Annotated in this window: 23 protein-coding genes; 12 read left to right on the top strand and 11 right to left on the bottom strand. The window is 63.8% G+C overall.

The window, feature by feature from the left end:
• Positions 1 to 100 precede the first annotated feature (100 nt).
• The 4 genes from IVA78_RS22225 to IVA78_RS22210 form a co-directional block, all read right to left on the bottom strand.
• Positions 101 to 679 (bottom strand): TadE/TadG family type IV pilus assembly protein, encoded by a 579-nt coding sequence (locus tag IVA78_RS22225; protein WP_247277831.1) that lies wholly within the window; start codon positions 677 to 679, stop codon positions 101 to 103.
• 23 nt (positions 680 to 702) lie between these two features.
• The gene (locus tag IVA78_RS22220) at positions 703 to 1,281 is read right to left on the bottom strand and encodes a TadE/TadG family type IV pilus assembly protein (protein WP_247467890.1); all 579 of its coding nucleotides are present in this window, start codon (positions 1,279 to 1,281) and stop codon (positions 703 to 705) included.
• A gap of 250 nt (positions 1,282 to 1,531) precedes the next feature.
• Complete coding sequence (locus tag IVA78_RS22215; protein WP_247304836.1) at positions 1,532 to 2,029, bottom strand: pilus assembly protein N-terminal domain-containing protein; 498 nt, start codon at positions 2,027 to 2,029, stop codon at positions 1,532 to 1,534.
• A gap of 148 nt (positions 2,030 to 2,177) precedes the next feature.
• Positions 2,178 to 3,005, bottom strand: coding sequence for a sterol desaturase family protein (locus IVA78_RS22210; protein ID WP_247304839.1), 828 nt, complete (start codon positions 3,003 to 3,005; stop codon positions 2,178 to 2,180).
• A gap of 265 nt (positions 3,006 to 3,270) precedes the next feature.
• Here IVA78_RS22210 and IVA78_RS22205 point away from each other — a divergent pair, with 265 nt between their 5' ends.
• From IVA78_RS22205 to IVA78_RS22160, 10 genes are all read left to right on the top strand, one after another.
• On the top strand, positions 3,271 to 3,435 hold the full coding sequence (locus tag IVA78_RS22205; protein ID WP_129274995.1) for a Flp family type IVb pilin: 165 nt from the start codon (positions 3,271 to 3,273) through the stop codon (positions 3,433 to 3,435).
• Between the two features lie 77 nt (positions 3,436 to 3,512).
• Positions 3,513 to 3,650 (top strand): hypothetical protein, encoded by a 138-nt coding sequence (locus IVA78_RS22200; RefSeq protein WP_247277941.1) that lies wholly within the window; start codon positions 3,513 to 3,515, stop codon positions 3,648 to 3,650.
• A gap of 119 nt (positions 3,651 to 3,769) precedes the next feature.
• Positions 3,770 to 4,294, top strand: a complete 525-nt coding sequence (locus tag IVA78_RS22195) for a prepilin peptidase (protein WP_247467887.1) — start codon at positions 3,770 to 3,772, stop codon at positions 4,292 to 4,294.
• Positions 4,295 to 4,422: 128 nt separating this feature from the next.
• Positions 4,423 to 5,220: a Flp pilus assembly protein CpaB gene (cpaB, locus tag IVA78_RS22190; RefSeq protein WP_247467883.1), complete on the top strand. Its 798-nt coding sequence runs from the start codon at positions 4,423 to 4,425 to the stop codon at positions 5,218 to 5,220.
• An 11-nt stretch (positions 5,221 to 5,231) separates the two neighbouring features.
• The gene (locus IVA78_RS22185; protein ID WP_247468068.1) at positions 5,232 to 6,707 is read left to right on the top strand and encodes a type II and III secretion system protein family protein; all 1,476 of its coding nucleotides are present in this window, start codon (positions 5,232 to 5,234) and stop codon (positions 6,705 to 6,707) included.
• 20 nt (positions 6,708 to 6,727) lie between these two features.
• On the top strand, positions 6,728 to 7,462 hold the full coding sequence (locus IVA78_RS22180) for a CpaD family pilus assembly protein (protein ID WP_247467880.1): 735 nt from the start codon (positions 6,728 to 6,730) through the stop codon (positions 7,460 to 7,462).
• Entirely contained in the window at positions 7,459 to 8,727 is a 1,269-nt protein-coding gene (locus IVA78_RS22175) for an AAA family ATPase (RefSeq protein WP_247277838.1), read from the top strand. The genes IVA78_RS22180 and IVA78_RS22175 overlap by 4 nt, the downstream gene beginning before the upstream one ends.
• 20 nt (positions 8,728 to 8,747) lie before the next feature.
• Positions 8,748 to 10,217 (top strand): CpaF family protein, encoded by a 1,470-nt coding sequence (locus IVA78_RS22170; protein WP_247467877.1) that lies wholly within the window; start codon positions 8,748 to 8,750, stop codon positions 10,215 to 10,217.
• 13 nt (positions 10,218 to 10,230) lie between these two features.
• Positions 10,231 to 11,208 carry a type II secretion system F family protein gene (locus IVA78_RS22165; RefSeq protein ID WP_247467874.1) on the top strand — a complete coding sequence of 326 codons (978 nt, stop codon included), beginning with the start codon at positions 10,231 to 10,233 and terminating at the stop codon, positions 11,206 to 11,208.
• A 9-nt stretch (positions 11,209 to 11,217) separates the two neighbouring features.
• A complete protein-coding gene (locus tag IVA78_RS22160; RefSeq protein WP_247277841.1) occupies positions 11,218 to 12,192 on the top strand; it encodes a type II secretion system F family protein in 975 nt (324 codons plus the stop codon).
• A 38-nt stretch (positions 12,193 to 12,230) separates the two neighbouring features.
• Here IVA78_RS22160 and IVA78_RS22155 read toward each other — a convergent pair whose 3' ends face one another.
• Together IVA78_RS22155 and IVA78_RS22150 are read right to left on the bottom strand one after the other, a co-directional pair.
• Complete coding sequence (locus IVA78_RS22155) at positions 12,231 to 13,043, bottom strand: tetratricopeptide repeat protein (protein ID WP_247467871.1); 813 nt, start codon at positions 13,041 to 13,043, stop codon at positions 12,231 to 12,233.
• A 128-nt stretch (positions 13,044 to 13,171) separates the two neighbouring features.
• Positions 13,172 to 13,375, bottom strand: coding sequence for a hypothetical protein (locus tag IVA78_RS22150; RefSeq protein WP_183247077.1), 204 nt, complete (start codon positions 13,373 to 13,375; stop codon positions 13,172 to 13,174).
• 197 nt (positions 13,376 to 13,572) lie between these two features.
• Between IVA78_RS22150 and IVA78_RS22145 the strand changes: the two genes are divergently transcribed.
• The gene (locus IVA78_RS22145; protein ID WP_247467868.1) at positions 13,573 to 14,946 is read left to right on the top strand and encodes a leucyl aminopeptidase family protein; all 1,374 of its coding nucleotides are present in this window, start codon (positions 13,573 to 13,575) and stop codon (positions 14,944 to 14,946) included.
• The gene (locus IVA78_RS22140; protein ID WP_247467865.1) at positions 14,939 to 15,784 is read left to right on the top strand and encodes an NlpC/P60 family protein; all 846 of its coding nucleotides are present in this window, start codon (positions 14,939 to 14,941) and stop codon (positions 15,782 to 15,784) included. Before IVA78_RS22145 ends, IVA78_RS22140 begins: the two co-directional genes overlap by 8 nt.
• 46 nt (positions 15,785 to 15,830) lie before the next feature.
• Here the strand turns inward: IVA78_RS22140 and IVA78_RS22135 are convergent, their stop codons facing one another.
• Genes IVA78_RS22135 through IVA78_RS22115 form a run of 5 tightly spaced genes read right to left on the bottom strand, consistent with a single transcriptional unit; the run spans position 15,831 to position 23,553 of the window.
• Entirely contained in the window at positions 15,831 to 17,468 is a 1,638-nt protein-coding gene (locus IVA78_RS22135) for an ABC transporter ATP-binding protein (protein WP_247467863.1), read from the bottom strand.
• Positions 17,469 to 17,472: 4 nt separating this feature from the next.
• The gene (locus tag IVA78_RS22130; RefSeq protein ID WP_247467860.1) at positions 17,473 to 18,651 is read right to left on the bottom strand and encodes an ABC transporter permease; all 1,179 of its coding nucleotides are present in this window, start codon (positions 18,649 to 18,651) and stop codon (positions 17,473 to 17,475) included.
• Positions 18,651 to 19,760 carry a microcin C ABC transporter permease YejB gene (locus tag IVA78_RS22125; protein ID WP_247277848.1) on the bottom strand — a complete coding sequence of 370 codons (1,110 nt, stop codon included), beginning with the start codon at positions 19,758 to 19,760 and terminating at the stop codon, positions 18,651 to 18,653. The genes IVA78_RS22130 and IVA78_RS22125 overlap by 1 nt, the downstream gene beginning before the upstream one ends.
• A gap of 2 nt (positions 19,761 to 19,762) precedes the next feature.
• On the bottom strand, positions 19,763 to 21,637 hold the full coding sequence (locus IVA78_RS22120) for an extracellular solute-binding protein (RefSeq protein ID WP_247467857.1): 1,875 nt from the start codon (positions 21,635 to 21,637) through the stop codon (positions 19,763 to 19,765).
• 14 nt (positions 21,638 to 21,651) lie between these two features.
• A complete protein-coding gene (locus tag IVA78_RS22115) occupies positions 21,652 to 23,553 on the bottom strand; it encodes an extracellular solute-binding protein (RefSeq protein WP_247467854.1) in 1,902 nt (633 codons plus the stop codon).
• Positions 23,554 to 23,570: the final 17 nt, after the last annotated feature.

The raw sequence follows: 23,570 nt of genomic DNA, 5'->3' as shown, positions 1-23,570 counted from the left end.
CATAGCCCGGATATTGCCCCGGACCAGCTCAGGCGAGCCAAGGAATCAAAAGGCCGTGCGCAACGCACGGCCTTTTTCATGTCAGAAGGAGGCGCTGCGATCAGTAGACCGTGCAGGCCGTAGCCGGGCTGTAATAGACGCAGGTGGACTGGCGCGGGCGGGTATAGGCAACATCGCTCAGCGTGACCGCGTTCTTGAGCACGTAACCGATCGTCGGCGTGTAGGTGTAGCTGACCTCACTGAAGATCAGGTAGGTGCCGCCGACCGCAAGCGTCGTGGGAATCGTGACCGGGGACTTCTCCGTGCGCGGCGCGGATCCCTTGCTCCACTGCACATGCGCCTGCAGGGTCGATGGGTCGACATAGAGTTCGCTGATCGTCGCCGACACCGTCGTGGTGGGATACGGCGTCATGACGCCGGTCGAGGCCGCGAAGAAATTGGTCATGTCGGTATCGCCGACCGAAATCGATTGCGAGGTGAGGTCGGACAGCGTCCGCGCCATCAGCGTCACCTTGCGATCGATCGCCACCGCCGACGAGAACTCGACCGTGCCGAAGAACATCACCAGCATCAGCGGCACGATCACCGCGAATTCGGTCGCCGCGAGCGCCCTGCTGTCCGCGACGAACTCGCCCACGGCGCAGCGGGCCGCCCACCAGATTCTCGACATCGTCTGCATCGTTCCGTCCAGATCCATTGGTCTTAGTAAGGCTCGTTCTTGAACGCGGCCGTGGCCACCAGCAGCCGCTTGCTGCCCGCAAGATTGGAGGTGTTGTAGCCGAGCCCGGTGACGAACAGCGGCCATTGATAGAACAGCCGCACCACCACGATGTCGCCCGCACCGCCCGGGCTGTAGCTCGTGTTCGTGTCGAAATTTCCGGAGCCGTCGATATGGGTCGGCAGCGTCACCGCAGCGAAGGACGAGAAGCTCGTGACTTCGACATAGAGCTTGCTGCAATCGAACAGCGCCGGAATCTGGCTACAGACATAGGACTTGAACGTTGCTTGCGTGCAGGGCTTGCTCACGCCGGAGACGGTGCAGGCCGTCACTGAACCGGATTGTGCCTGCCCGGTCAGAACCACGCGCGCGGAATTCTGCGTGATGGTCTCGAGCACCTGGCCCGCGAAGAACATCAGCGCCGTCTCGATGATGGCGAACAGCAACGCGAAGAACACCGGAGCGACCAGCGCAAACTCGACGACCGCGGAGCCGCGGCGGTTACCGCGAAACCGGCGCAGCGCGGCGAGCAGCGTGAACCTCGTTGGTGCAGGCGATGGCATCGCGTCAAAATCCCCGGCAACGGCAATCATCTGCCCGTTTCAATAGCGAAAACTGATTGTTTAAGTGTTTCAGGCGATCCGCTCCGGTCAGACCGCCTCATTAAGCATGCGTTAACCGCGAACGCCCAAGCACAGGGAGGCAGACAGGAAGGCCACGCGGAAACAAGGCGCGGAGAGAAGAACTCCTCGTGAGAGGCGCCAGTGTCCGGGCCGGTCAGGCGATCCTGCCCGAGCAACTTCGCCGGTTCTGCTAGTTGGTCTTGGCGCCGGCTCCGGCCGTGCCGCTGGCATTGCCGCTCAGTGTGCCCGCCTGGTTCATCGTGTTGTTGAAGTAGGCATCGCTGTCGCCGAGCGTGACGCGGCGCTGGCAAAGCGGCAGGCAGCTATATGACTCGCGCTCGATCCCGCGATAGACGGTGACGAGCCGGTCGCTCGGACCTTCGACCTGGATCTGGCGGTCGACCAGGATCTCGCCGCCCCGATCGAGCGCGATGAAATTGGTGGCACCATAGCCTTTCCCGGTCACGACGATCATGCCGCCAGGCTGGAGCGTGACGTCCGCGATCAGGGGATTGCCGACCACGATGGTCGCGACCTTGCCGGGGAGCCGTACCAGCTTGGCCTGGTCGACATTGACGGCGATGGTATCGGCGGTGGGCTCGGCAAGGCCGGCACCAGGCGACGCCAGCACCGCGGCCGCAACCAGAAGGCAGACGCGCGCCTGACGGCGCAGCAACTCTTTACGCATACTCTTACCCCCGGGACGTCACAAACCGGCAGAAACGATCAGACAGCGGAGCCGGTGCCCGACCCGACTAACCTGCCCTTAATTCGTGAACGTTCCGCAAACTCGCCGACTATTGTTTGAAGGGAGCTTCCGAATCGTCGGCGCCGCGCTAACGGCGGAACGGATAGGCGAGTTGCCCGCCGATTTCCTTCGGCATGGTCGCTTCGTCCTTGCCGTAATCCTGCGGCAGCCTGCCCTCCGGCATCCGGAAGGTGCCGAACAGCACGTCCCAGATCGGGAACGTCCCGGCAAAGTTGGTGTCGCCGCCCTCTTCGAGCGAGGTGTGGTGCCAGCGGTGGAATACCGGCGTCGCCAGCACGTATCTGAACGGTCCGAAGGTCCAGTTCAAATTGGCGTGCACGAAGGCCGAATGAAAGGTGGTGAACGGACCGACCCAGATCATCACGTTGGGGGAGATACCGGCCATCAGCAGCACGACGTCGACACTGATCGTCCCGAGCATGAGGTTGACGGGATGGAAGCGGGCCGCGGAAATCCAGCCGATCTCCTCCGACGAATGATGAATTGCATGGTACTTCCAGAAACCGCCGTCGTGGAAAAGCCGGTGCAGCCAGTACAGCATGAAATCGGACAGCACCAGGAACAGCACGGCCTGTAGCCATAGCGGCAGCTGTGAGAGCGGGCCATGGCCGTTGTCGTAGAAAGCGATGAGGTCGTCGGCATCGTGGATGCTGAAGACGACGCCGGCGCCCACGATCAGCAGTCCGATCCGCATGGTGCGGGCGAACACCGGCACGAAGAACCAGTAGCAGATGTCGGTGAGGATCTCCCGCTTGCGCCACCACGGCGCGCCGGGATTGCAGGCCCAGAAATGCTCGAGCACGGTGAAGATTGCTGCGAGCACCAGGGTGACGGGGACCATCTTCTGGATCGTCTCGCCGAGCATCAGGGCGACTTGCATGGGCAGGCTCGACATCGTCGCCTCACTTCCGAATTGCTGGTCCCGCCTAGGCCTACTCCGCTAGATTTAAGGGAGGGTGAAGCCGGCGGTGCATGCGCTGCATTTGGAACAGACCGAATTCAACTGCCGCGTTAAGACGAAATTCACTCTGGCCAAAAGCACCGCGCCACAAGCGGGTTTGCTCGAATGAATTAACGCTACCGAAAGAGCTCGACTCTCATGTTCGTCGCGTCAAAGACAGCGCCGAACGAGGCGATCCCATCCAGACGGAGTTTTGTTCATGAAGAACCTGATTGCGCGTTTCGCGAAGGACGAATCCGGTGCCACCGCCATCGAATACGGTCTGATCGCCGCCGGCATCGCGCTGGCCATCATCACCGTCGTCAACAATCTCGGCAGCACGCTGAACACCAAGTTCGGCTCGATCAGCACGTCGCTGAAGTAAGCGGCTTGACGAGCGACCGCAAAAGCCCCGGACCTCCGGGGCCTTTGTTTTTCTGAAGACGGCGAGTTCCAGTGGCGTTGCGCGAGTACAGAACCGATGCCGCCGTCGCGGCGAACGAGGCGGTGTCGCAGACCAGCTCGCCGGCCTATTGGGTCTGCCTTGCGCTGCTGCTGGCGACGCTCGTCCTCGCCGTGCGCATTGCCAGCCTCTGGTGAGCACGCTTGCGGCGGTGCCACCCCCGCCGCCTGGCTGCCGTTGTCGGTTTGTTTAGCACTGCCGGCTAGCATCCGCGCCGCCAGCTTCCGCGACACAACCAGGCCTCAAGACGCAGCCCATGATCCTCGACCTTGCGCGCCTTCTGCTCTTCCCGGCCCTCATGGCGTTCGCCGCCGCGAGCGATCTCTTCACGATGACGATCTCGAACCGCGTCTCGCTGGCGTTGGTCGCAGGCTTCTTCGCCCTCGCCCTCGCCGGCGGCATGGCACCTTACGAGGTGCTGAGCCATGTCGGTGCCGGCGCACTTCTCCTGGTCGTGGCCTTCACCTGCTTTGCGATGGGCTGGGTCGGCGGCGGCGATGCCAAAGTCGCGGCCTCAGTCGCACTCTGGTTCGGCTTTGCACATCTGATGAACTTCCTGCTCTACGCGTCGCTGTTCGGCGGGGCGCTGACGCTGCTCCTGCTCCAGTTCCGGCAATGGCCGCTGCCCTACGGACTGGCGGGCCAGGCCTGGCTCGCACGGCTGCACGCCAAGGAGAGCGGCATTCCCTACGGAATTGCGCTCGCACTGAGCGCGCTGATGGTCTACCCGGAGACCGAATGGGTGAAGGCGATCGACCTCGCTCACCTCGTACTGCGCTGAACGCACCGGGTAAACCGAGCGTTAAGCCGATTTAGATACGCCTCATTAACCATGCTTTGACGAATAGCTGGTCAACTGCCGATTACGGCGGCGGCAGCGTCGCGGCGTTTTGTTGGAAAGTGAAGCGTATGAATAGGGCACGCATAGTCGTCCTGACGGTCGCCATCGGGGCCGGCGGCGTCGCCGCGTACCTGGCGAGCGGCACGGACAGTTCTGCGCCGCCTCCGGCTCCGGTCGCGCAGCTTCCGACCGTCGACGTTCTGGTCGCCAAGAACGATATCGGTCTCGGCCAGACCGTGAAGCCGGACGACGTGCAATGGCAGACTTGGCCGGCCGCGACCGCCAGCGCCACCTTCATCCGCCGCAACGAGCGTCCCGAAGGCGCGACCCAGGTGACCGGCTCGATCGCGCGCGCTCCCTTCATCCAGGGTGAGCCGATCCGAGACCAGAAGCTGGTCAAGGCCGACGGCTCCGGCTTCATGGCGGCAATCCTGCCTTCCGGTATGCGGGCGATCTCGACCGAGATCTCGCCGGAGACCGGCGCAGGCGGCTTCATCCTGCCCAACGACCGCGTCGATGTGATCCTCACGCGCCGCCTCAAGAACCCGGACCAGAGCAGTGGCGCCCCGGACATTGTCACCTCCGAGATCATCCTCGCCAACATCCGCGTCCTGGCCATCGACCAAGCGCCGAAGGAGAAGGACGGCCAGAACACGGTGGTCGGCAAAACCGTGACCTTGGAGCTCAATGCGGCCCAGACCCAGGCGCTTTCGTCGGCCCGCCAGGCCGGAACGCTGTCGCTGGCATTGCGCAGCATAGCCGACGTCAAGCTCAGCGAGATCACGCTCGACGAATCCGCGCAGAAGCGCGACGGCGTTTCGATCATTCGCTACGGCATTCCAAGTCAGACGGCGAAAGCACGATGAAGACAGTCGATATGAAATGCAGGGCAAATCTGGCGACGATGCGAACCTCACTGGTTCGCGCCCTGTCGTTTTCGGCCGTCCTCGCGCTGACGCTGAACCCGGCCCTCAGCCCGGTGGTCGCCGCCGACTACCGTGCCGTGGTGCCGGCGGCGGCCGACGGCCAGATGAACGCGCGTTTCCTCTCGCTCGGCATCGGCAAATCTGTCGTCATCGATCTGCCGCGGGACATCAAGGATGTGCTGGTCGCCGACCCCAAGATCGCCAATGCGGTGGTCCGCTCGGCGCAGCGCGCCTACATCATCGGCGCCTCGGTCGGCCAGACCAATATCGTGTTCTTTGATTCCGCCGGCCAGCAGATTGCGGCCTATGACATCGCGGTCAAGCGCGACCTCAACGGCGTGCGGGCCGCACTGAAGCAGATCCTGCCCAACTCCGACATCCAGATCGACGGTCTCGGCGACGGCATCGTCCTGACCGGCACGGCGGCGAACCCGCTGGAAGCGCAGCAGGCCAATGATCTCGCCGCGCGACTCGCCGGCGGCGCCGACAAGGTGGTGAACTCGATCGTGGTCCGCGGCCGCGATCAGGTCATGCTGAAGGTGACGGTGGCCGAAGTTCAGCGCAACATCGTCAAGCAGCTCGGCATCGACCTCTCCGCGAACCTGAACTACGGCACCTCCGTGGTGAGCTTCTCCAACTCCAACCCGTTCACGGCCCTTGGCCGCAATCTCGTGGACGGCAACAACCTGACCACGAAATTCGGCGCAACGCCGTCCGTGCAGGCCACCCTGCGCGCGATGGAGACCGCGGGCGTGATCCGTACGCTGGCCGAGCCGAATCTCACCGCGATCTCCGGCGAGTCGGCGACCTTCATTGCCGGCGGTGAATTCCCGGTGCCGGCAGGCTATGCGTGCGATCCGACCACGCATGTCTGTACCACCCAGATCAGCTTCAAGAAGTTCGGCATCTCGCTCAACTTCACTCCTGTGGTTCTGAGCGAGGGCAAGATCAGCCTGCGCGTGATGACCGAAGTCTCGGAACTGTCGAACGAGAATGCGATCACGCTCTCCCAGGCGGTGACCTCGACGTCGGTGAACTCGCTGACGGTGCCCTCGATCAGGACCCGTCGCGCCGAGACTTCGCTGGAAATTCCCTCGGGCGGCGCGATGGCGATGGCTGGCCTGATCCAGCAGCAGACTAAGCAGGCGGTCAGCGGACTGCCGGGGCTGATGCAGCTCCCGATCCTCGGCACGCTGTTCCGCAGCCGCGACTTCGTCAACAACGCGACCGAACTGGTCGTGATCGTGACGCCTTATGTCGTTCGCGCGGTTGCGCAAAAGGATCTGTCGCGGCCGGATGACGGCTTCGCCGCGCCTTCCGATCCGCAGGCCGAGCTGATCGGCAACATCAACCGCATCTACGGCGTGCCCGGTCGGACCGAACCGGCCAGAAATTACCGCGGCACCTACGGCTTCATCACCGACTGAGGCGGAACGGGGACTTCAAGATGATCACAAGACCACCCCAGCTTCGCAAACGCGCCATCCGCCTCGGTGGCGCGCTCGTCGGCATGGCGCTCGCCCTCGGCGGCTGCCAGCACGACGAAGCGGTCACCGCCTCCATTCCCGACGATTACAAGCAGCGCCATCCGATCGCGATCGAAGAGCAGAACCGCTCGATCGTCGTCTTCGTCGGCCACGCCCGCGGCGGCTTGACCGCCGCCCAGCGCGCCGACGTGATGGGCGTCGCCTCGGCCTGGCTGCACGAGGGCACCGGCGCGATCCGGATCGACGTGCCATCCGGCACGCCCAACGCGCGTCCGGTCGCGGATACCATGCGTGAGATCCAGGCGATGCTGGCGGCGGCCGGCGTTCCGCCGCGCGGCGTCAACGTTCGCCCCTATCAGCCGGAAGACAAGCGCTTCCTGCCGCCGATCCGGCTCACTTACTCCAAGATCGCCGCGGTCGCGGGTCCCTGCGGCCTGTGGCCGGAGGACATCGGCCCCTCGATGAAGAACAAGAGCTGGTTCGAGAACAAGGACTATTACAATTACGGCTGCGCCTATCAGCGCAACCTCGCTGCGATGGTCAGCAATCCGTCGGACCTCGAGCAGCCGAGGGCTGAAACGCCGTCCTACATGGCGCGTCGCACCACGCTCCTCGAGAAGTATCGCAAAGGAACGTCGACGGCGGTCTCCTATCCTGAAGCCGACAAGGCCAAACTCAGCGACACCGGCAAATGATCAGCTACGCTCGCCAGCCTCAAGAAGAGCAGCCGGAGGCGCCGCCCCCGCCGGTTGATGAGCATATTGCGCCCTCGCCGCGTGTCTCGGTCCAGGCCTTCTGCGAGACCGTAGAAACCGCTGCCGCGGTGCAGTCGGCCGGTGAGGATCGCCGTCTCGGCAAAGCCCATCTGAAGATCCAGATGGGCGGCATGGCGGCGGCGATCGAAGCCTATCGCTCCGCCCCGACACCAAACGTGATCGTGCTCGAAAGCGACGGCCGCAACGATCTCCTGGGCGGGCTCGACCAGCTTGCCACCGTCTGCGACGCCGGCACCCGCGTGGTCGTGATCGGCCGCATCAACGACGTGATGCTCTACCGCGAGCTGGTGCGCCGCGGTGTCAGCGACTACGTGCTCGCGCCGGTCGGCGCGATCGACGTCGTGCGCTCGATCTGCAACCTGTTCTCGGCGCCCGAAGCCAAGGCAGTCGGCCGCATCATCGCCGTGGTCGGCGCCAAGGGCGGCGTCGGCGCTTCCACCATCTCCCACAACGTTGCCTGGGCGATCGCGCGCGATCTCGCGATGGATGCGGTGGTCGCCGATCTCGACCTCGCCTTCGGCACGGCCGGGCTGGACTACAACCAGGACCCGCCACAGGGCATCGCCGACGCCGTGTTCTCACCCGATCGCGTCGATACAGCCTTCATCGACCGTCTGCTGTCGAAATGCACCGACCATCTCAGCCTGCTGGCGGCGCCCGCGACGCTCGACCGCGTCTATGACTTCGGCTCCGACGCTTTCGATGCCGTATTCGACACGCTGCGCTCCACCATGCCCTGCATCGTGCTCGACGTGCCGCACCAATGGTCGGGCTGGACCAAGCGCGCCTTGATCGGAGCGGACGATATCCTGATCGTGGCCGCGCCAGATCTGGCGAATTTGCGCAACACGAAGAACCTGTTCGACCTTTTGAAGGCCTCGCGCCCCAACGACCGGCCGCCGCTCTACTGCCTGAACCAGGTCGGTGTTCCGAAACGTCCCGAAATCGCCGCCACGGAATTCGCCAAGGCGATCGAGAGCCAGCCGATCGCCTCGATTCCGTTCGAGCCGCAGATCTTCGGCTCGGCGGCCAATAACGGGCAGATGATTGCGGAGATCTCGGCCAATCACAAGTCGATCGAGATGTTCCTTCAGATCGCCCAGCGCCTGACCGGCCGGAGCGAGACCAAGAAACAAAAGTCGTCCTTGTTTTCACCCCTGATTGAGAAGTTGCGGGGAAAATAGCCGCCGCATGGAGTTGTTAAGTGTTCGGTAAGCGTAGCGGAACAGACACCGACCTTCGGGCTCCCAAGCCCGGCGCCGTGTTGCCCGAGCCTTCCCAGGCTCCGGCGGCAACGGTGTCGCGCGGCCCGCTCCCGCCGGCCGTCGCCTCGCCACCGCTTGCCCCTGCCAAGGCCCCGCCGCCTCCCGCCATGGAGAGCCGGCGCTCGGACAATTATTACGAGGTCAAGGCGACCATCTTCGGCGCGCTGATCGAGGCCATCGACCTCGCCCAGCTCGCCAAGCTCGATTCCGAGTCCGCCCGCGAGGAAATCCGCGACATCGTCAACGAGATCATCGCGATCAAGAACATCGTGATGTCGATCGCCGAGCAGGAGGAACTGCTCGACGATATCTGCAACGACGTGCTCGGCTATGGCCCCCTCGAGCCCCTCCTCGCGCGCGACGACATCGCCGATATCATGGTGAACGGCGCCGGCACCGTCTTCATCGAAGTCGGCGGCAAGATCCAGCGCACCGGAATCCGGTTTCGCGACAACCAGCAGCTCCTCAATATCTGTCAGCGCATCGTCAGCCAGGTCGGCCGGCGCGTCGACGAATCCTCACCGATCTGCGACGCGCGCCTCGCCGACGGCTCCCGCGTCAACGCTATCGTGCCGCCGCTCGCGATCGACGGCCCCGCCCTCACCATCCGCAAATTCAAGAAGGACAAGCTGACGCTCGATCAGCTCGTCAAGTTCGGCGCGATCTCGCCGGAAGGCGCAGAGATCCTCCAGATCATCGGACGGGTCCGCTGCAACGTGCTGATCTCCGGCGGTACCGGCTCGGGCAAGACGACGCTGCTCAATTGTCTGACCAACTACATCGAGCACGACGAGCGGGTCATCACCTGCGAGGACGCGGCCGAGCTCCAGCTCCAGCAACCTCACGTGGTCCGGCTCGAAACCCGCCCGCCCAACATCGAAGGCGAAGGCCAGGTCACCATGCGCGAGCTGGTGCGCAACTGCCTCCGTATGCGCCCCGAACGCATCATCGTCGGCGAAGTCCGCGGCCCCGAGGCGTTCGACCTGCTTCAGGCCATGAACACCGGCCATGACGGCTCGATGGGAACGCTGCACGCCAACAATCCGCGCGAGGCGCTGTCGCGCTGCGAATCCATGATCACTATGGGCGGCTTCTCTCTGCCCTCGCGCACCATTCGCGAGATGATCTGCGCATCCATCGATGTCATCATTCAGGCCGCACGCCTGCGTGACGGCTCGCGGCGGATCACCCACATCACCGAAGTGATGGGCATGGAAGGTGACACCATCATCACCCAGGATATCTTCCTCTACGACCTGATCGGCGAAGACGCCAACGGCAAGATCATCGGCCGGCACCGCTCGACCGGCATCGGCCGCCCGAAATTCTGGCAACGCGCCCGCTATTACGGCGAAGAGAAGCGCCTTGCCGCCGCGCTCGACGCCGCGGAAGTGGCGCCGACAACGTGAGGAGGTCAGCGTCGTGAACATGCAGGTCCTCGCGCTCGCGTTTCTCGCCACGGCCGCCGTAGGAGGCATTGCCTGGGTCTTCCTCTATCCACTCCTGTCAGGAGAGCGGAAAGCCGAAAACCGCCGCGCGGCGATCGCGCGTGCCGACGCGCCCGCGGCCAAGCAGACCGACAAGAGCCAACGATCGCGCCGTGAGCAGGTCGAGACTTCGCTCAAGGATCTCGAGGCGAGGCGCCAGCAGGAGAAGAGGGTTCCGCTCAGTGTCCGCCTCTCGCAGGCAGGGCTCGACTGGACGGCGCAGAAATTCTGGGTCGTGTCCGCCGTCGTGGCGGGCGTGCTGTTCGCGGCCGCTCTGTTCGTCGGGGGCGGCCTGCTCGGTGCCGCCGGCCTGGCTTTTGCTGGCGGCTTCGGCCTGCCGCGCTGGGCACTGGGTTTCCTCAAGAAGCGCCGCGAGTCCAAGTTCCTGGCGGCGCTGCCTGATGCGGTCGACGTGATCGTGCGCGGCATCAAGGCGGGTCTGCCGCTGTTCGAATCGATCAAGGTCGTCGCTGCCGATTCACCGGAGCCGCTGCGCACCGAGTTCCTCCAGATCATCGAGACGCAGGCGATCGGCATGCCGCTCGGTGAGGCCTGCTTGCGTCTCTATGAGCGCATGCCGCTCCCAGAGGCGAACTTCTTCGGCATCGTGATCTCGATCCAGCAGAAATCGGGCGGCAACCTCTCCGAAGCGCTCGGCAACCTTTCCAAGGTGCTGCGCGACCGCAAGAAGATGAAGGAAAAGATTCAGGCGATGTCGATGGAGGCGAAGGCCTCGGCCGGCATCATCGGCTCGCTGCCGCCGATCGTGATGTTCCTCGTCTATCTCACGACGCCACACTACATCTCGCTGCTTTGGACCCACCCGACCGGCCAGCTGATGCTGGTCGGCTGCGTCGTCTGGATGTCGATCGGCATCATGGTGATGAAGAAGATGATCAACTTCGATTTCTGACGGTGCCGTATGGTCGAGTTTCTCGTTTCGAAGCTACATGACGTCCGCTTCATGACCATGCTGCTGGCGGCCATTGCCGCCAGCGCCACCGTCTATACGCTGGTGATGCCGCTGTTTGCGGGCGAGGGACTCTCCAAGCGCATGAAGGCGGTGGCGAGCGAGCGTGAGCGCCTCCGGCAGCGCGAGCGCGAGCGCCTCAACAAGAACGAGAAGGTCTCGCTGCGCCAGTCGCCGAAGCAACTCGTCTCCAAGGTGGTCGAGGACTTCAACCTCACCAAATGGCTGGCGCAGGAGGCCGCCCGCGACAAGCTCATCATGGCGGGCTACCGCGGCCAGGCGCCCTACATCACCTTCCTGTTTGCCCGCATGGTCGCTCCGATCGCGCTCTTCATCGGTACCGCCATCTACGTCTTCTTGATCGCGCACTTGGAGCAGGCGCTGCCGGTCAAGATCGGCATCTGCGTCGGCGCGGCCTATCTCGGCCTTCAGGCGCCGATGCTGTTCCTCAAGAACGCGATCTCCAAGCGCCAGCTCTCGATCAAGCGCGCCTTTCCCGACGCGCTCGACCTGCTGCTGATCTGCATCGAATCCGGCATGTCGGTCGAAATGGCGTTCCGCAAAGTCGCCACCGAGATCGTCGGCCAGTCGATCGCGCTGTCGGAGGAGTTCGCGCTGACCACGGCCGAGCTGTCCTACTTGCAGGACCGGAAGATGGCCTATGAGAACCTGGCGCGGCGCACCGGGCTCGAAGGCGTCAAGTCGGTCTGTCTGGCGCTTCAGCAGGCGGAGCGCTACGGTACGCCGCTCGGGCATTCCCTGCGTGTCATGGCGCAGGAAAACCGCGACATGCGCATGAATGAGGCCGAGAAGAAGGCCGCTGCGCTACCGCCGAAACTGACGGTGCCGATGATCCTGTTCTTCCTTCCGGTCCTGTTCGTCGTCATTCTCGGACCGACGGGCATCAAGATCACCGAGCTGCACTGACGCGAGAGGCCCCCGCGCGCGGTCCAAGATCAGGCCGATCAATCGGGCTGGCCGAGGGAGGCGACCGGCGTCCGCTTCGGTCCCCCGCGCGGAGCGTCGTTGCGGTTCAGCATTTCCTTGAGATAGGCGACATTGGCCGCGGCCTGGTCTGGCGGCAGGTCCGCCTTCACGATGGCCTCGGCTTCGGCGAAATGCCCTTGCAGGCCGACGACTAGACCGAGATTCTGCCGCACCCGGGCGCTCGCGCGCGGCGAAGCGTAAGCCTGTCGCAGCGCCTCTTCGGCCTTGGGCAGGTTCCTCGTCAACATGTAGGACAGGCCGAGATTGGAGAGGACGCCGGGATCACCTGGTGCGATCTTCAGGGCGCTCGCATAATAGGAGCGCGCCTCGTCGTGCCGGCCCATCTGGTCGAGCGCAGTACCTTGCACCGAGAGCAGGCGCCAGTCCGGATTGTCGGGCGAATGCGCCTTCGACAGCACGTCGAAGGCCTGCTGGAAATTGCCGTTGTCGGCGAGCGCGCGGCCGTACTGGGCGAGCAGCGCCTTGTTGCCGGGATTGGCGATGGTCGCCTGCTCGAGTACGGCGGCGGCCTGGGCGCGCTGGCCATTGGCGCGCAAGGCCTGGCCATAGGCGAGCGCGGCGTCAGCATCCTTGGGATTGGCGCGATAGCGCTCGCCATAGACTTCGGCAGCGCGCGCGGGATCGGCCGGAGCGGCTTCCGCCCGCGGCCCGACCGAGCCCGTGACCTCGGAGAGCTTCGACATGCCCGTGCAGCCGCCGAGGCCCATGGCCAACGCCGCGGCCAGCGAGGTGGACGCAAGAAGCCGGGCAAGACTGAACCGTTGACGCATGACGCTTTGACTCTCGAGCCGATTGATCGAGCCGAACGCGCCAGCAATAGACTGTTAACCCTAACGGCCAGTTAACACCGACGAGTGGGAGATACGAGAGCTTCCCGACGGCGGTTTCGTCCCGCCGGTCAATATTCGATGGCAAGTCGCTTGCGGATTTCATCGACGCGCTTGTCCAGCGCATCGAACCGCGCATGGACGGAGCGGTCGTGCAGATAGAAGACGTAGCCGCCGGCAAGGAACGCGAAGATCCAATGATGATGCTCGACATAGCCGAAAATCGCCTCAACGGCCTGGCCGATGAATGTGACTACGCTCCACACAAATTCCATTGCATCCTCCCGGCAGGCGTCCTCGGCCGCCGGCGATTCCATATCTGGCGGCCGTGCTCGGAACCTAGCATGGCCCCCTCGCTGCGAGTAGCGGCTCGCTGAACGGTGACAGCAAAGCCGATTGCGGCGGCGCCGAAACTCTGCGAAGTCTCGTCCGTTCGCACGACCCCGCTTGATCTGACGATCCGGACCCGCCAATGCCTTCTGTCTTCGAGACGTCGCCCACTGCCATCCCGATCACCTTCGTCACCAAATCGAGCTGGGATCAGGTCGCCGAAGCGTTGCCCGCGGCGCAGCGCCAGTTCGCGACCGCCAGCGCCTTTGCCGCCAAGCCTAGCGGCTATCTCGCGCTGCCCGCGCCGGACGGCGCAATTGCACGGGTGCTGTTCGGCCTCGAGGACGAAGGCGCCAGATCGCGCGACCTGTTCCGGCCGGGCGCCCTGCCTGGCCTGCTGCCGCCGGGCACCTATCGCTTTGCCAATTCACCGCACGATGCACGGCTGGCGGCACTGGCCTTCGCGCTCGGCAGCTACCGCTTCGCCCGCTACCGCAAGGCTGACCGGCCCGGCGTCCGGCTGGTGCCGCCTGATGGCGTCGACGCGACCGAGATCGATCGCGTGGCCGATGCGGCGATGCTGGCACGCGATCTCATCAACACGCCGGCCAACGACATGGGACCAGAGCAGCTCGCCGCAGCCGCGCAGGCGCTCGCCGCCGAATTCGGTGCAAGCTTTGCCTGCACCATCGGTGACGATCTGAAGACGAATTTTCCGCTGATCCATGCCGTCGGTATGGCCTCGAGCCGTGCGCCGCGACTGATCGACATCGGCTGGGGCGATCCGGCTCATCCCAAGGTGACGCTGGTCGGCAAGGGCGTCTGCTTCGACACCGGCGGACTCGACCTGAAGCCGTCGAGCGGCATGCTGATCATGAAGAAGGACATGGGTGGCGCCGCCAACGTGCTGGCGCTCGCAGGCATGGTGATGCATGCGAAGCTGAAGGTCCGATTGCGCGTGCTGATTCCGGCCGTGGAGAACGCGGTCGCCGGCAATGCCTTCCGCCCCCTCGACATCTTCACCTCGCGCAAGGGCATCACGGTCGAGATCGGCAATACCGACGCGGAAGGCCGCCTCGTCCTCGCCGACGCGCTGGCGCTGGCCGATGAGGAAAAGCCGGAGCTGCTGATCGATTTGGGCACGCTGACCGGCGCGGCACGCGTTGCGCTGGGGCCGGATCTACCGCCTTTTTACACCAATGATGAGACGCTGGCGGCCGACGTCGCACGTTGCGCGGTGAGGGAGAACGATCCGTTGTGGCGCATGCCGCTGTGGCCGCCTTACGATGCCTGGCTGGACTCCAAGACGGCAACCATCACAAATGCCCCGTCCGGCGGCTTCGCCGGCTCAATCACCTGCGCGCTGTTCCTGCAACGCTTCGTCGAGCATGCCAGGAGCTGGCTGCATGTCGACATCTACGGCTGGACGCCGTCGGCGAAGCCGGCGCGGCCGGAGGGCGGCGAGTGCCAGGCTGCGCGCGCTCTCTATTCATTGCTGAGTGAGCGCTATGCATGATCCACGGCTGACGCCGGTGCGGGGCGACATCGCCGCGAAATATCTCCAAGGCAAGGTGGAGGCGAATCGCTTCGTCACTGGCGAGGAATTCGAGGTGGTCGAGGCCATCGCGGCCGTGCGTGAGCAGCCATCCTCGAATGCGACGTTGATGACCGAGGCGCTGCGCGGTGAGCGCGTCACCATTTACGACCGCAACGGCGAAGGCTGGGCCTGGGGCCAGCTCAATGCCGACGGCTATGTCGGCTGGCTGCCGGATGCAGGCCTGGCTCGCCCCGCGGCAACGCCGACCCACGTCGTCAGTGTACTCCGGACGTTTGCGTTTCCCGGCCCTTCAATCAAGCTACCGCCGGCCGACACGCTGGTGCTTGGATCAAAGCTCACGATCGTGCGCGAGCATGGGGCCTTCGCGGTGACGCGCGACGGAACGTTCTTGCCGAAGATCCATCTCGTCCCGCTCGATCATCGCGAGCCGGACTTCGTCGCCGTCGCCGAGCGCTTCGTCGGCACGTCCTATCTCTGGGGCGGCAAAAGCAGCTTTGGCATCGATTGCTCGGGCCTGGTGCAAGTCTCGCTGACTGCTGCCGGCATCGGCTGCCCGCGCGACAGCGACATGCAGCAGGCAGGCCTCGGCCGCGCGCTCGAGGCGCATGAGTGGGACAAGCTGCAACGCGGCGATCTGATCTTCTGGAAGGGCCACGTTGCCATCGTGCGCGACGGGGCCACCATGGTTCACGCCAACGCCTATCACATGGCCACCGTGATCGAATCGACCGGGCCGGCGATTGCGCGGATCAGGCAAGCCGGCAGCGAGGTCGTCGCGATCAAGCGGCTCGCTTAATCTCGCAGCGGCGGGCGACACCTCTCCCGTAGCGAGAGGTGAAGCACTACGTCGCCACCGAGCCGTTGCCCGCAGTCTCCAGCCGGAACGCGGCGGCGAACAACGCTCGGGTGTAATCCGTCTTCGGGTTCTTGAATAGCTCGGCGGCCTGCCCCTCCTCGACCACCTTGCCGCCGCGCATCACGATGAGATGGCTGGCGAGCGAGGCGACGACGCGCAGGTCGTGCGAGATGAACATGTAGGTGAGCTCGCGCTTGCGCTGGAGCTCGCGCAACAGATCGACCATCTGCGCCTGGAACAGCATGTCGAGCGCGCTGGTCGGCTCGTCCAGCACGACGAAATCCGGCTCCAGCACCACCGCCCGGGCGATGCTGATGCGTTGGCGCTGGCCGCCGGAGAATTCATGGGGATAGCGAAAGCGCGTCTCTGGATTGAGTCCGACATCCTCGAGCGCCTTGACGACGCGGCCCTCGCGCTCCTCACGCGAGAGATTCGGCTGATGCACGGAGAGCCCTTCGGCGATGATGTCGGCGACCGACATGCGCGGGCTGAGCGAGCCGAACGGGTCCTGGAACACGATCTGCATGTCGCGCCGGAAGGGCCGCATTTCCTTGAAGCGCAAGCCCTGGATGTCCTTGCCCAGGAACACGATCCGGCCGTTCGACGAGATCAGCCTTAGCAATGCGAGCCCCAGCGTGGTCTTGCCCGAGCCGGATTCGCCGACGACGCCGAGCGTCTCGCCCTTGCGCACGGCGAGGCTGACGCCGTCGACCGCCTTGATGTGGCCGACCGTCTTGCGCATCAAGCCGCGCTTGATCGGGAACCAGACCCTCAGATCGTTGGCCGACATCACTAACGGCGCACCCGGCTGCGGCGGCGCCGGATCGGGCTTCGGCTCCGCCGCGAGCAGGTCGCGCGTATAGGGATGCTTCGGGGTCTTGAAGACCTGCTCGACCGGCCCGTGCTCGACGATCACGCCGCCCTTCATGACGCAGACCGTATCGGCGATGCGGCGGACGATACCGAGATCGTGGGTGATGAAGAGCAGGCTCATGCCGAGCCGCGCGCGAATCTCAGCGAGCAGCGCCAGGATTTGCGCCTGCACCGTGACGTCGAGCGCGGTGGTCGGCTCGTCCGCAATCAAGAGGTCCGGCTCATTGGCGAGCGCCATCGCGATCATCACGCGCTGGCGCTGGCCACCGGAGAGCTGGTGCGGATAGCTCTTCAGCCGCGTCTCCGGCTCGGGAATACCGACCTGGGTCAATAGCTCGAGCGTCCGCTTGCGCGCCTCGGCATTGCTGGTCGAATTATGCAGCTGGATCATCTCGCCGATCTGCGCCTCGATCGTGTGCAGCGGATTGAGCGAGGTCATCGGCTCCTGGAAGATGATGGAGATGTCGCTGCCGCGAATCTCCCGCATCTGCTGCTCGGACTGCTCGATCAGCTCCTGCCCCTTGAAGCGGATGCTGCCGGAGGGATGCGAGGCGTTCGGATAGGGCAGCAGCTTCAGGATCGAGAGCGCGCTGACCGATTTGCCGGAGCCGGATTCGCCGACCAGCGCCACGCATTCGCCGCGCTTGATCTGGAACGAGACCTTGTCGACCGCGAGCGTGGTAGCGCCGCCCTGGTGGAAGGCGACCGAGAGATCGCGCACGCTGAGCAGAGGCTGGTTGATCGCGTCCATTGGCTCACCTGAACGTCTTGCGCGGATCGAAGGCGTCGCGCACGGCTTCGCCGATGAAAATCAAGAGCGACAGCATGATCGCGACCGAGAAGAAGCCGGAGAAGCCGAGCCAAGGTGCTTGCACATTGGCTTTCGCCTGGGACAGCAATTCGCCCAGCGAAGGCGATCCCGGCGGCAGGCCGAAGCCCAGGAAATCGAGCGCCGTCAGCGTCATCACCGAGCTCGACACGATGAAGGGCAGGAACGTCATGGTCGCGACCATGGCGTTCGGCAGCAGGTGGCGGAACATGATGACCTGATTGGACACGCCAAGCGCCCGCGCCGCCTGAATGTATTCGAAGTTGCGCCCGCGCAGGAACTCGGCCCGCACGAGACCTACCAGTGAGACCCAGGAGAACAGCAACAGGATGCCGAGCAGCACGAAGAAGCCGGGCACGAGGACCGAGGACAGGATCAGGAGAAGGTAGAGCGAGGGAATCGCCGTCCAGATCTCGATGAAGCGCTGGAAGATGAGATCGACCCGACCGCCGAAATAGCCCTGCACCGCCCCCGCCGCGATGCCGATCACCGACGAGATGATGGTGAGACACAGGCCGAACAGCACCGAGATGCGGAAGCCGTAGATCAGTCGTGCGACCACGTCGCGTCCCTGATCGTCGGTGCCGAGCCAGTTGTATTCGAGGTTGCGGCAGCTCTTCAGCCCCTTCTTCTCCACCACCGGCTTGCATTGCTTCTCGGTCAGCATCCAGGTCGGCGGCGACGGCGCCGGCGTCGGCAGGTCAAGATTGTGGGTGTCGTAGGAATAGCGGATCAGCGGCCAGACGATGCTGCCGCCCTTGTCCTTGATCAGCTTCTGCAAATAGGGATCGCGGTAGTCGGCCGCAGTCTCGAAGTCGCCGCCGAAGGTGGTTTCCGAATAGGTCACGAAGGCGGGCCAATAGAGCCGGCCGTCGAACTTGATCAGGAAAGGCCGGTCGTTGGCGATCAACTCGGCGAACAGCGAGACCACGAACAGAATAATGAAGATCCAGAACGACCAATAGCCGCGGCGGTTCGCCTTGAAGTTCTGCCATCGCCGCCGGTTGAGCGGCGAAGGTGCGAACGACTTGCGCGTGATTGGAACGACCTCACCTAGCGGAGACTGCGTCGTGGTCTCGATCGGCGTCGGCGCGGTAATTGTCATCAGACCTCCCGCGCCTCGAAATCGATCCGAGGGTCGATCCACATATAGGTCAGGTCGGAGATCAGGTTGATCACGAGGCCGACCAACGAAAAGATGTAGAGCGTGCCGAACACCACGGGATAGTCACGGTTGAGCACGCTCTCGAAACTGAGCAGCCCGAGCCCGTCCAGCGAGAAGATGGTCTCGATCAGCAGCGAGCCCGAGAAGAAGGCGTGGATGAACGTCCCTGGAAAACCGGCGATCACGATCAGCATCGCATTGCGGAACACATGGCCGTAAAGCACCCGGCCCTCGCTGCACCCTTTGGCGCGCGCGGTCATGACATATTGCTTGCGAATCTCGTCGAGGAACGAATTCTTGGTCAGGAACGTCATGGTGGTGAACGCGCCGAGCCCCATGGCGATCAGCGGCAGCGTCAGATGCCAGAAATAATCGAGGATCTTCCAATACCAGGGAAACTGCGACCAGCCGTCCGAGGTCAGTCCACGCAGCGGGAACCAGTTGAAGAAGGAGCCGCCGGCAAACAGGATGATGAGGAGGATGGCGAACAGAAATCCGGGAATGGCATAGCCAAGCACGAGCACGGTCGACGTCCAGGTGTCGAAGCGCGTGCCGTCCTTGACCGCCTTGCGGATGCCAAGCGGGATCGAGATCAGATAAGTAATCAGAGTCAGCCAGATCCCGAGCGAAATCGAGACCGGCAGCTTCTCCTTGATCAGCTGGATCACGCTGACATCGCGGAAATAGCTCTTGCCGAAATCGAAGCGCGCGAAATTCCAGACCATCAGGAGAAAGCGTTCCGGTGCCGGCTTGTCGAAACCGAACTGTACCTCGAGCTTCTTGATGAAGTCAGGATCAAGACCTTGCGCGCCGCGATATTTCGAGTTGATAGCGTCGCCACCGGCCCCGACTTGCCCCGGTGCACGCTGAGCGAAGTCGCCGCCGCCCGATATGCGCGAGCTGCCGCCGGTGTCGGCGCCGGAGAGCTGCGCGATCACGCGCTCGACCGGGCCACCCGGCGCGAACTGCACGACGATAAAGGACACGAAGAGAATCCCGAGCAGCGTCGGGATCATCAAGAGGATGCGGCGGGCGATATAGGCGCTCATGATTATTTCGCCTGCTCGAGCTTGGCGGCCTTGGCGGGTTCATGCCACCAGATGTCGGGTGCGCCGACGCCGTTGGCATAACGCGGCAGCTTCTGAGGGTGGCCGAACTGATCCCAATAAGCCAGCCGGTGCGTCTTGTTGTACCATTGCGGCACCCAATATCGGCCGGCGCGGAACAGACGGTCGAAGGCGCGGCACGCGACGGTCAAATCTTCTCGGCTGTCCGCCGCCATGATCTTTTCGATCATGGCGTCGATGGCCGGGCTGGCGACGCCTGCGAGATTGTATGAGCCTTTGGTCGCAGCGACCTGCGAAGAAAAGAATGCGCGCATGGCGTCGCCCGGCGTCGCCGACATGCTGAAGCGCTGGATCGTCATATCGAAGTCGAACTCTTCCTGGCGCGCCCTGTATTGCACGGCATCGACGAGGCGCACGCTCGCTTCGATGCCGAGCGTCCCCAGGTTCTTGATGTAGGGCGCGTGGTGCGGCTGGAAGGAGGGCTCGTCCAGCAGGAATTCGATCCTGAACACCTCTCCGTTCGGCAGCACCCGCTTGCCATCCTTGATCGGGACACCGGCTTCGTTTAGCAATTGCTGCGCCTTGCGCAGCAGGCTCCGGTCTTGCCCGGAGCCGTCCGAGACCGGCGGCGTGAATGGGACCGCGAACACGTCGTCCGGCACATGGCCGCGAAACGGCTCCAGCAGCTTCAGCTCGTCCGGCGAAGGAGGCCCGTCGCCCGCCATGAGATCCGAGTTCTGGAACGGTGACACCGTACGGGCATAAGCGCCGTACATGATAGTCTTGTTGGTCCACTCGAAGTCAAAGGCATTGATGAGGGCTTCGCGCACGCGGGGGTCTTTGAACTTGTCACGCCGCGTGTTGATGAACCAGCCCTGCGCGCCTGACGGCGTTTCGTCGGGCACGACCTCGAGCTTGACGCGACCATCCTTGACGGCCGGGAAGTCATAGCGCGTCGCCCAGATGCGTGAGGTGAATTCCTCACGGTAGAGATAGTTCTTGCCGGTGAAGCCTTCGAAGGCGACATCACGGTCGCGATAGAATTCATAACGCACGACGTCGAAATTGTAGCTGCCGCGGCAAACCGGCAGATCGGCAGCCCACCAGTCCTTGACCCGCTCGAATTCGATGTAGCGATTGACCTCGAATCTCCCGACCCTGTATGGCCCCGAGCCGAGCGGAATATCCAGCGTCGATTCGTCGAACGGCCGGGACGTGTAATACGCTTTCGAAAAGATCGGCAGGCCCGCGGCATAGAGCGGCACGTCGCGCGCCCGCCCCTTGGCAAAGGTGACGACGAGCGTGGAATCGTCGATCGCTTCCGCGCTCACCATGTCGCGGAGCTGCACGATGAGCAGCGGATGCCCCTTGGTCTTCAGCGCGGTCAGTGAGAACGCGGCATCATGCGCGGTGAGCTTGGTGCCGTCGTGGAATTTCGCCTCCGGCCGCATCGTGAAGCGATAGACCAGCCGGTCCGGCGATATCTGCACGGATTTGGCGGCCAGCCCGTACATCGCGTCCGGCTCGTCACTCGCCCGCACCATCAGCGGCGAAAACGTCATGTCCATGCCTTGCGCGCCGTCGCCCTTGAGGATGAACGCATTGAGCGAGTTGAAGGTCTGGTAGGACTGGTTATACGATTTCGCCGACGGGATGAGCGAGAACGTGCCGCCCTTCGGCGCGCCCGGATTGACATAATCGAAATGATGGAAATCGGCGCGATATTTGAGATCGCCGAACGCCGAGATGCCGTGGGCCTCGGGCGGCATTTCCGATGCCGTTGCACCGCGCTGCCAGGCGGCGCCGAGCGCACCGGCGGCACCCAGGGCAAGCACATGCCGGCGTGAAAGCTGCGCCATGCGCAAAGGCTCCCTCAAGAGCGTCTTCCGATCCGCGCCGCTTTTTCGGCGTCATACCACCACAGCGTCGGCAGGCCGGACCGTCCATATTTCGGCATTGGCTCGGCGTGGCTGAAGCGATCCCAGCGGGCATAGCGCGCGAACGGATAGGTGAACTGCGGAACCACGTAGAAATTCCAGAGCAGCACGCGATCGAGCGCGTGGGTGGCGGCGACGAGGCCAGCGCGATCCTTGGCGAAGATCACCTTCTCGATCAAGGCATCCACGGCAGGGTTCTTGATGCCGATGGTGTTGCGCGCACCAGGCACGTCGGCCGCCTGCGAGCCCCAGAACTCGCGTTGCTCGTTGCCCGGCGAGAGCGACTCGCCCCACTGATCGATGATCATGTCGAAGTCGAAGCTGCGCAGCCGGTTCTGGTACTGCGCATCGTCGACGGTACGAACCGACGCATTGACGCCGATTCGCTCCAGCGACGGCTTGTAGAACAGTGCGATTCGCTCTGATGAGGGATCCTGCACCAGGATTTCGATCGTCAGAACCTTGCCCGAGGCGTCCACCAGCTTGTGGTCGCGGACTTCGAAACCGGCCTCTTTCAGCAGCTTTGCCGCTTCGCGCAGATTGGCGCGCACGGCCTCTGGAGTGCCGCCGACCGGATTCTGGTAAGGCGTGGTGAAAACTTCCGGCGGCACCTTGTCCTTTACTGTTTCAAGGATCTGCAGCTCCTCCCCCTGGGGCAGCCCGGTCGCGGCGAGTTCCGTGCCTTCGAAATAGCTGTTGATGCGCTTGTACTGACCGAAGAAGAGCTGCTTGTTCATCTCCTCGAAATCGAAGGCATAGTTGAAGGCGCGCCGCACCCGCGCGTCCTTGAATTGGGGACGCCTGATGTTGACGACGAAGGCCTGCATGCGGCCGGAATCGTTGATCGGAAATTCTTCCTTGATGACCCGCTTCTCCGCGACGGCCGGGAAGTCGTAGGCCGTCGCCCATTGCTTGGCGGAGTTTTCCGCGATCCAGTCGGCCTGGTCGGCCTTGAAGGCTTCCAGCGCCACGAGGTTGTCACGGAAGAACTCGAAGCGCAGCTCGTCGAAATTGTTGGTGCCGATCTGGCTAGGGAGATTGGCACCCCAATGATCTTTCACCCGCTCCAGCTTGATCGAGCGTCCCGCCACGAATTCCTTGATCCGGTACGGCCCGGAGCCCAGCGGGATCTCCAGCGTGGTCGCGCTGACGTCGCGTTTGCGCCCCTGGGCGTCGGAGCCTTCCCACCAATGTTTCGGCAGCACGGTCAATTCGCCGACGATGGTCGGCAGTTCGCGGTTGCCCGGCCCGTCGAAGCTGAACTTGATGTCGCGCTCGCCAACTTTCTCCGCCTTGGTCACGTGGCGATAGTAGGACGCGTACATGGGGCTCTGCTGCTTGAACGTCTCCAGCGAGAAAATGACGTCCTCCGGCGTCACCGGCTTGCCGTCATGCCAGCGGGCTTCCTTGCGCAGGCGATAGATCACCCAGGAAAAATCGTCCGGATGTTGTGCCGCCTCGGCAAGCTCGCCGTACTCGGTCGCCACCTCGTCCTGCGCCCGGGTCATGAGCGTTTCGTAGATCATCGCCGCGGCTGGAGCGAGGGAGCCCTTGATGCCGGCGACCGCGAGGTTGAAATTGTCGAAGGTGCCGATCGATATCAGGCGGGCGACGCCGCCTTTGGGCGCATCCGGATTGACGTAATCGAAGCGCTTGAAGTCGGCGGGGTACTTGATATCGCCGAACAGCGACAGAGCATGGCGCCAGGGAAGCCCGTTTTCATTGGCTGATTGCGCCGCTGCCGTGCCGATGACGGAAACGCGGCCCATGGAACCGAGGGCGGGGATAGCTGCGGCCGCAGTGCCGGTGAGCAGGAGATCGCGTCGGGTAATGGCCAAATCAACATTCCCTGTCT

This window comes from Bradyrhizobium sp. 137, from assembly GCF_023074095.1.
Classification (GTDB): Bacteria; Pseudomonadota; Alphaproteobacteria; order Rhizobiales; family Xanthobacteraceae; genus Bradyrhizobium.
Note: the sequence above shows the minus strand (reverse complement) of the source record. Positions and strands in the feature narration are given on the sequence as shown.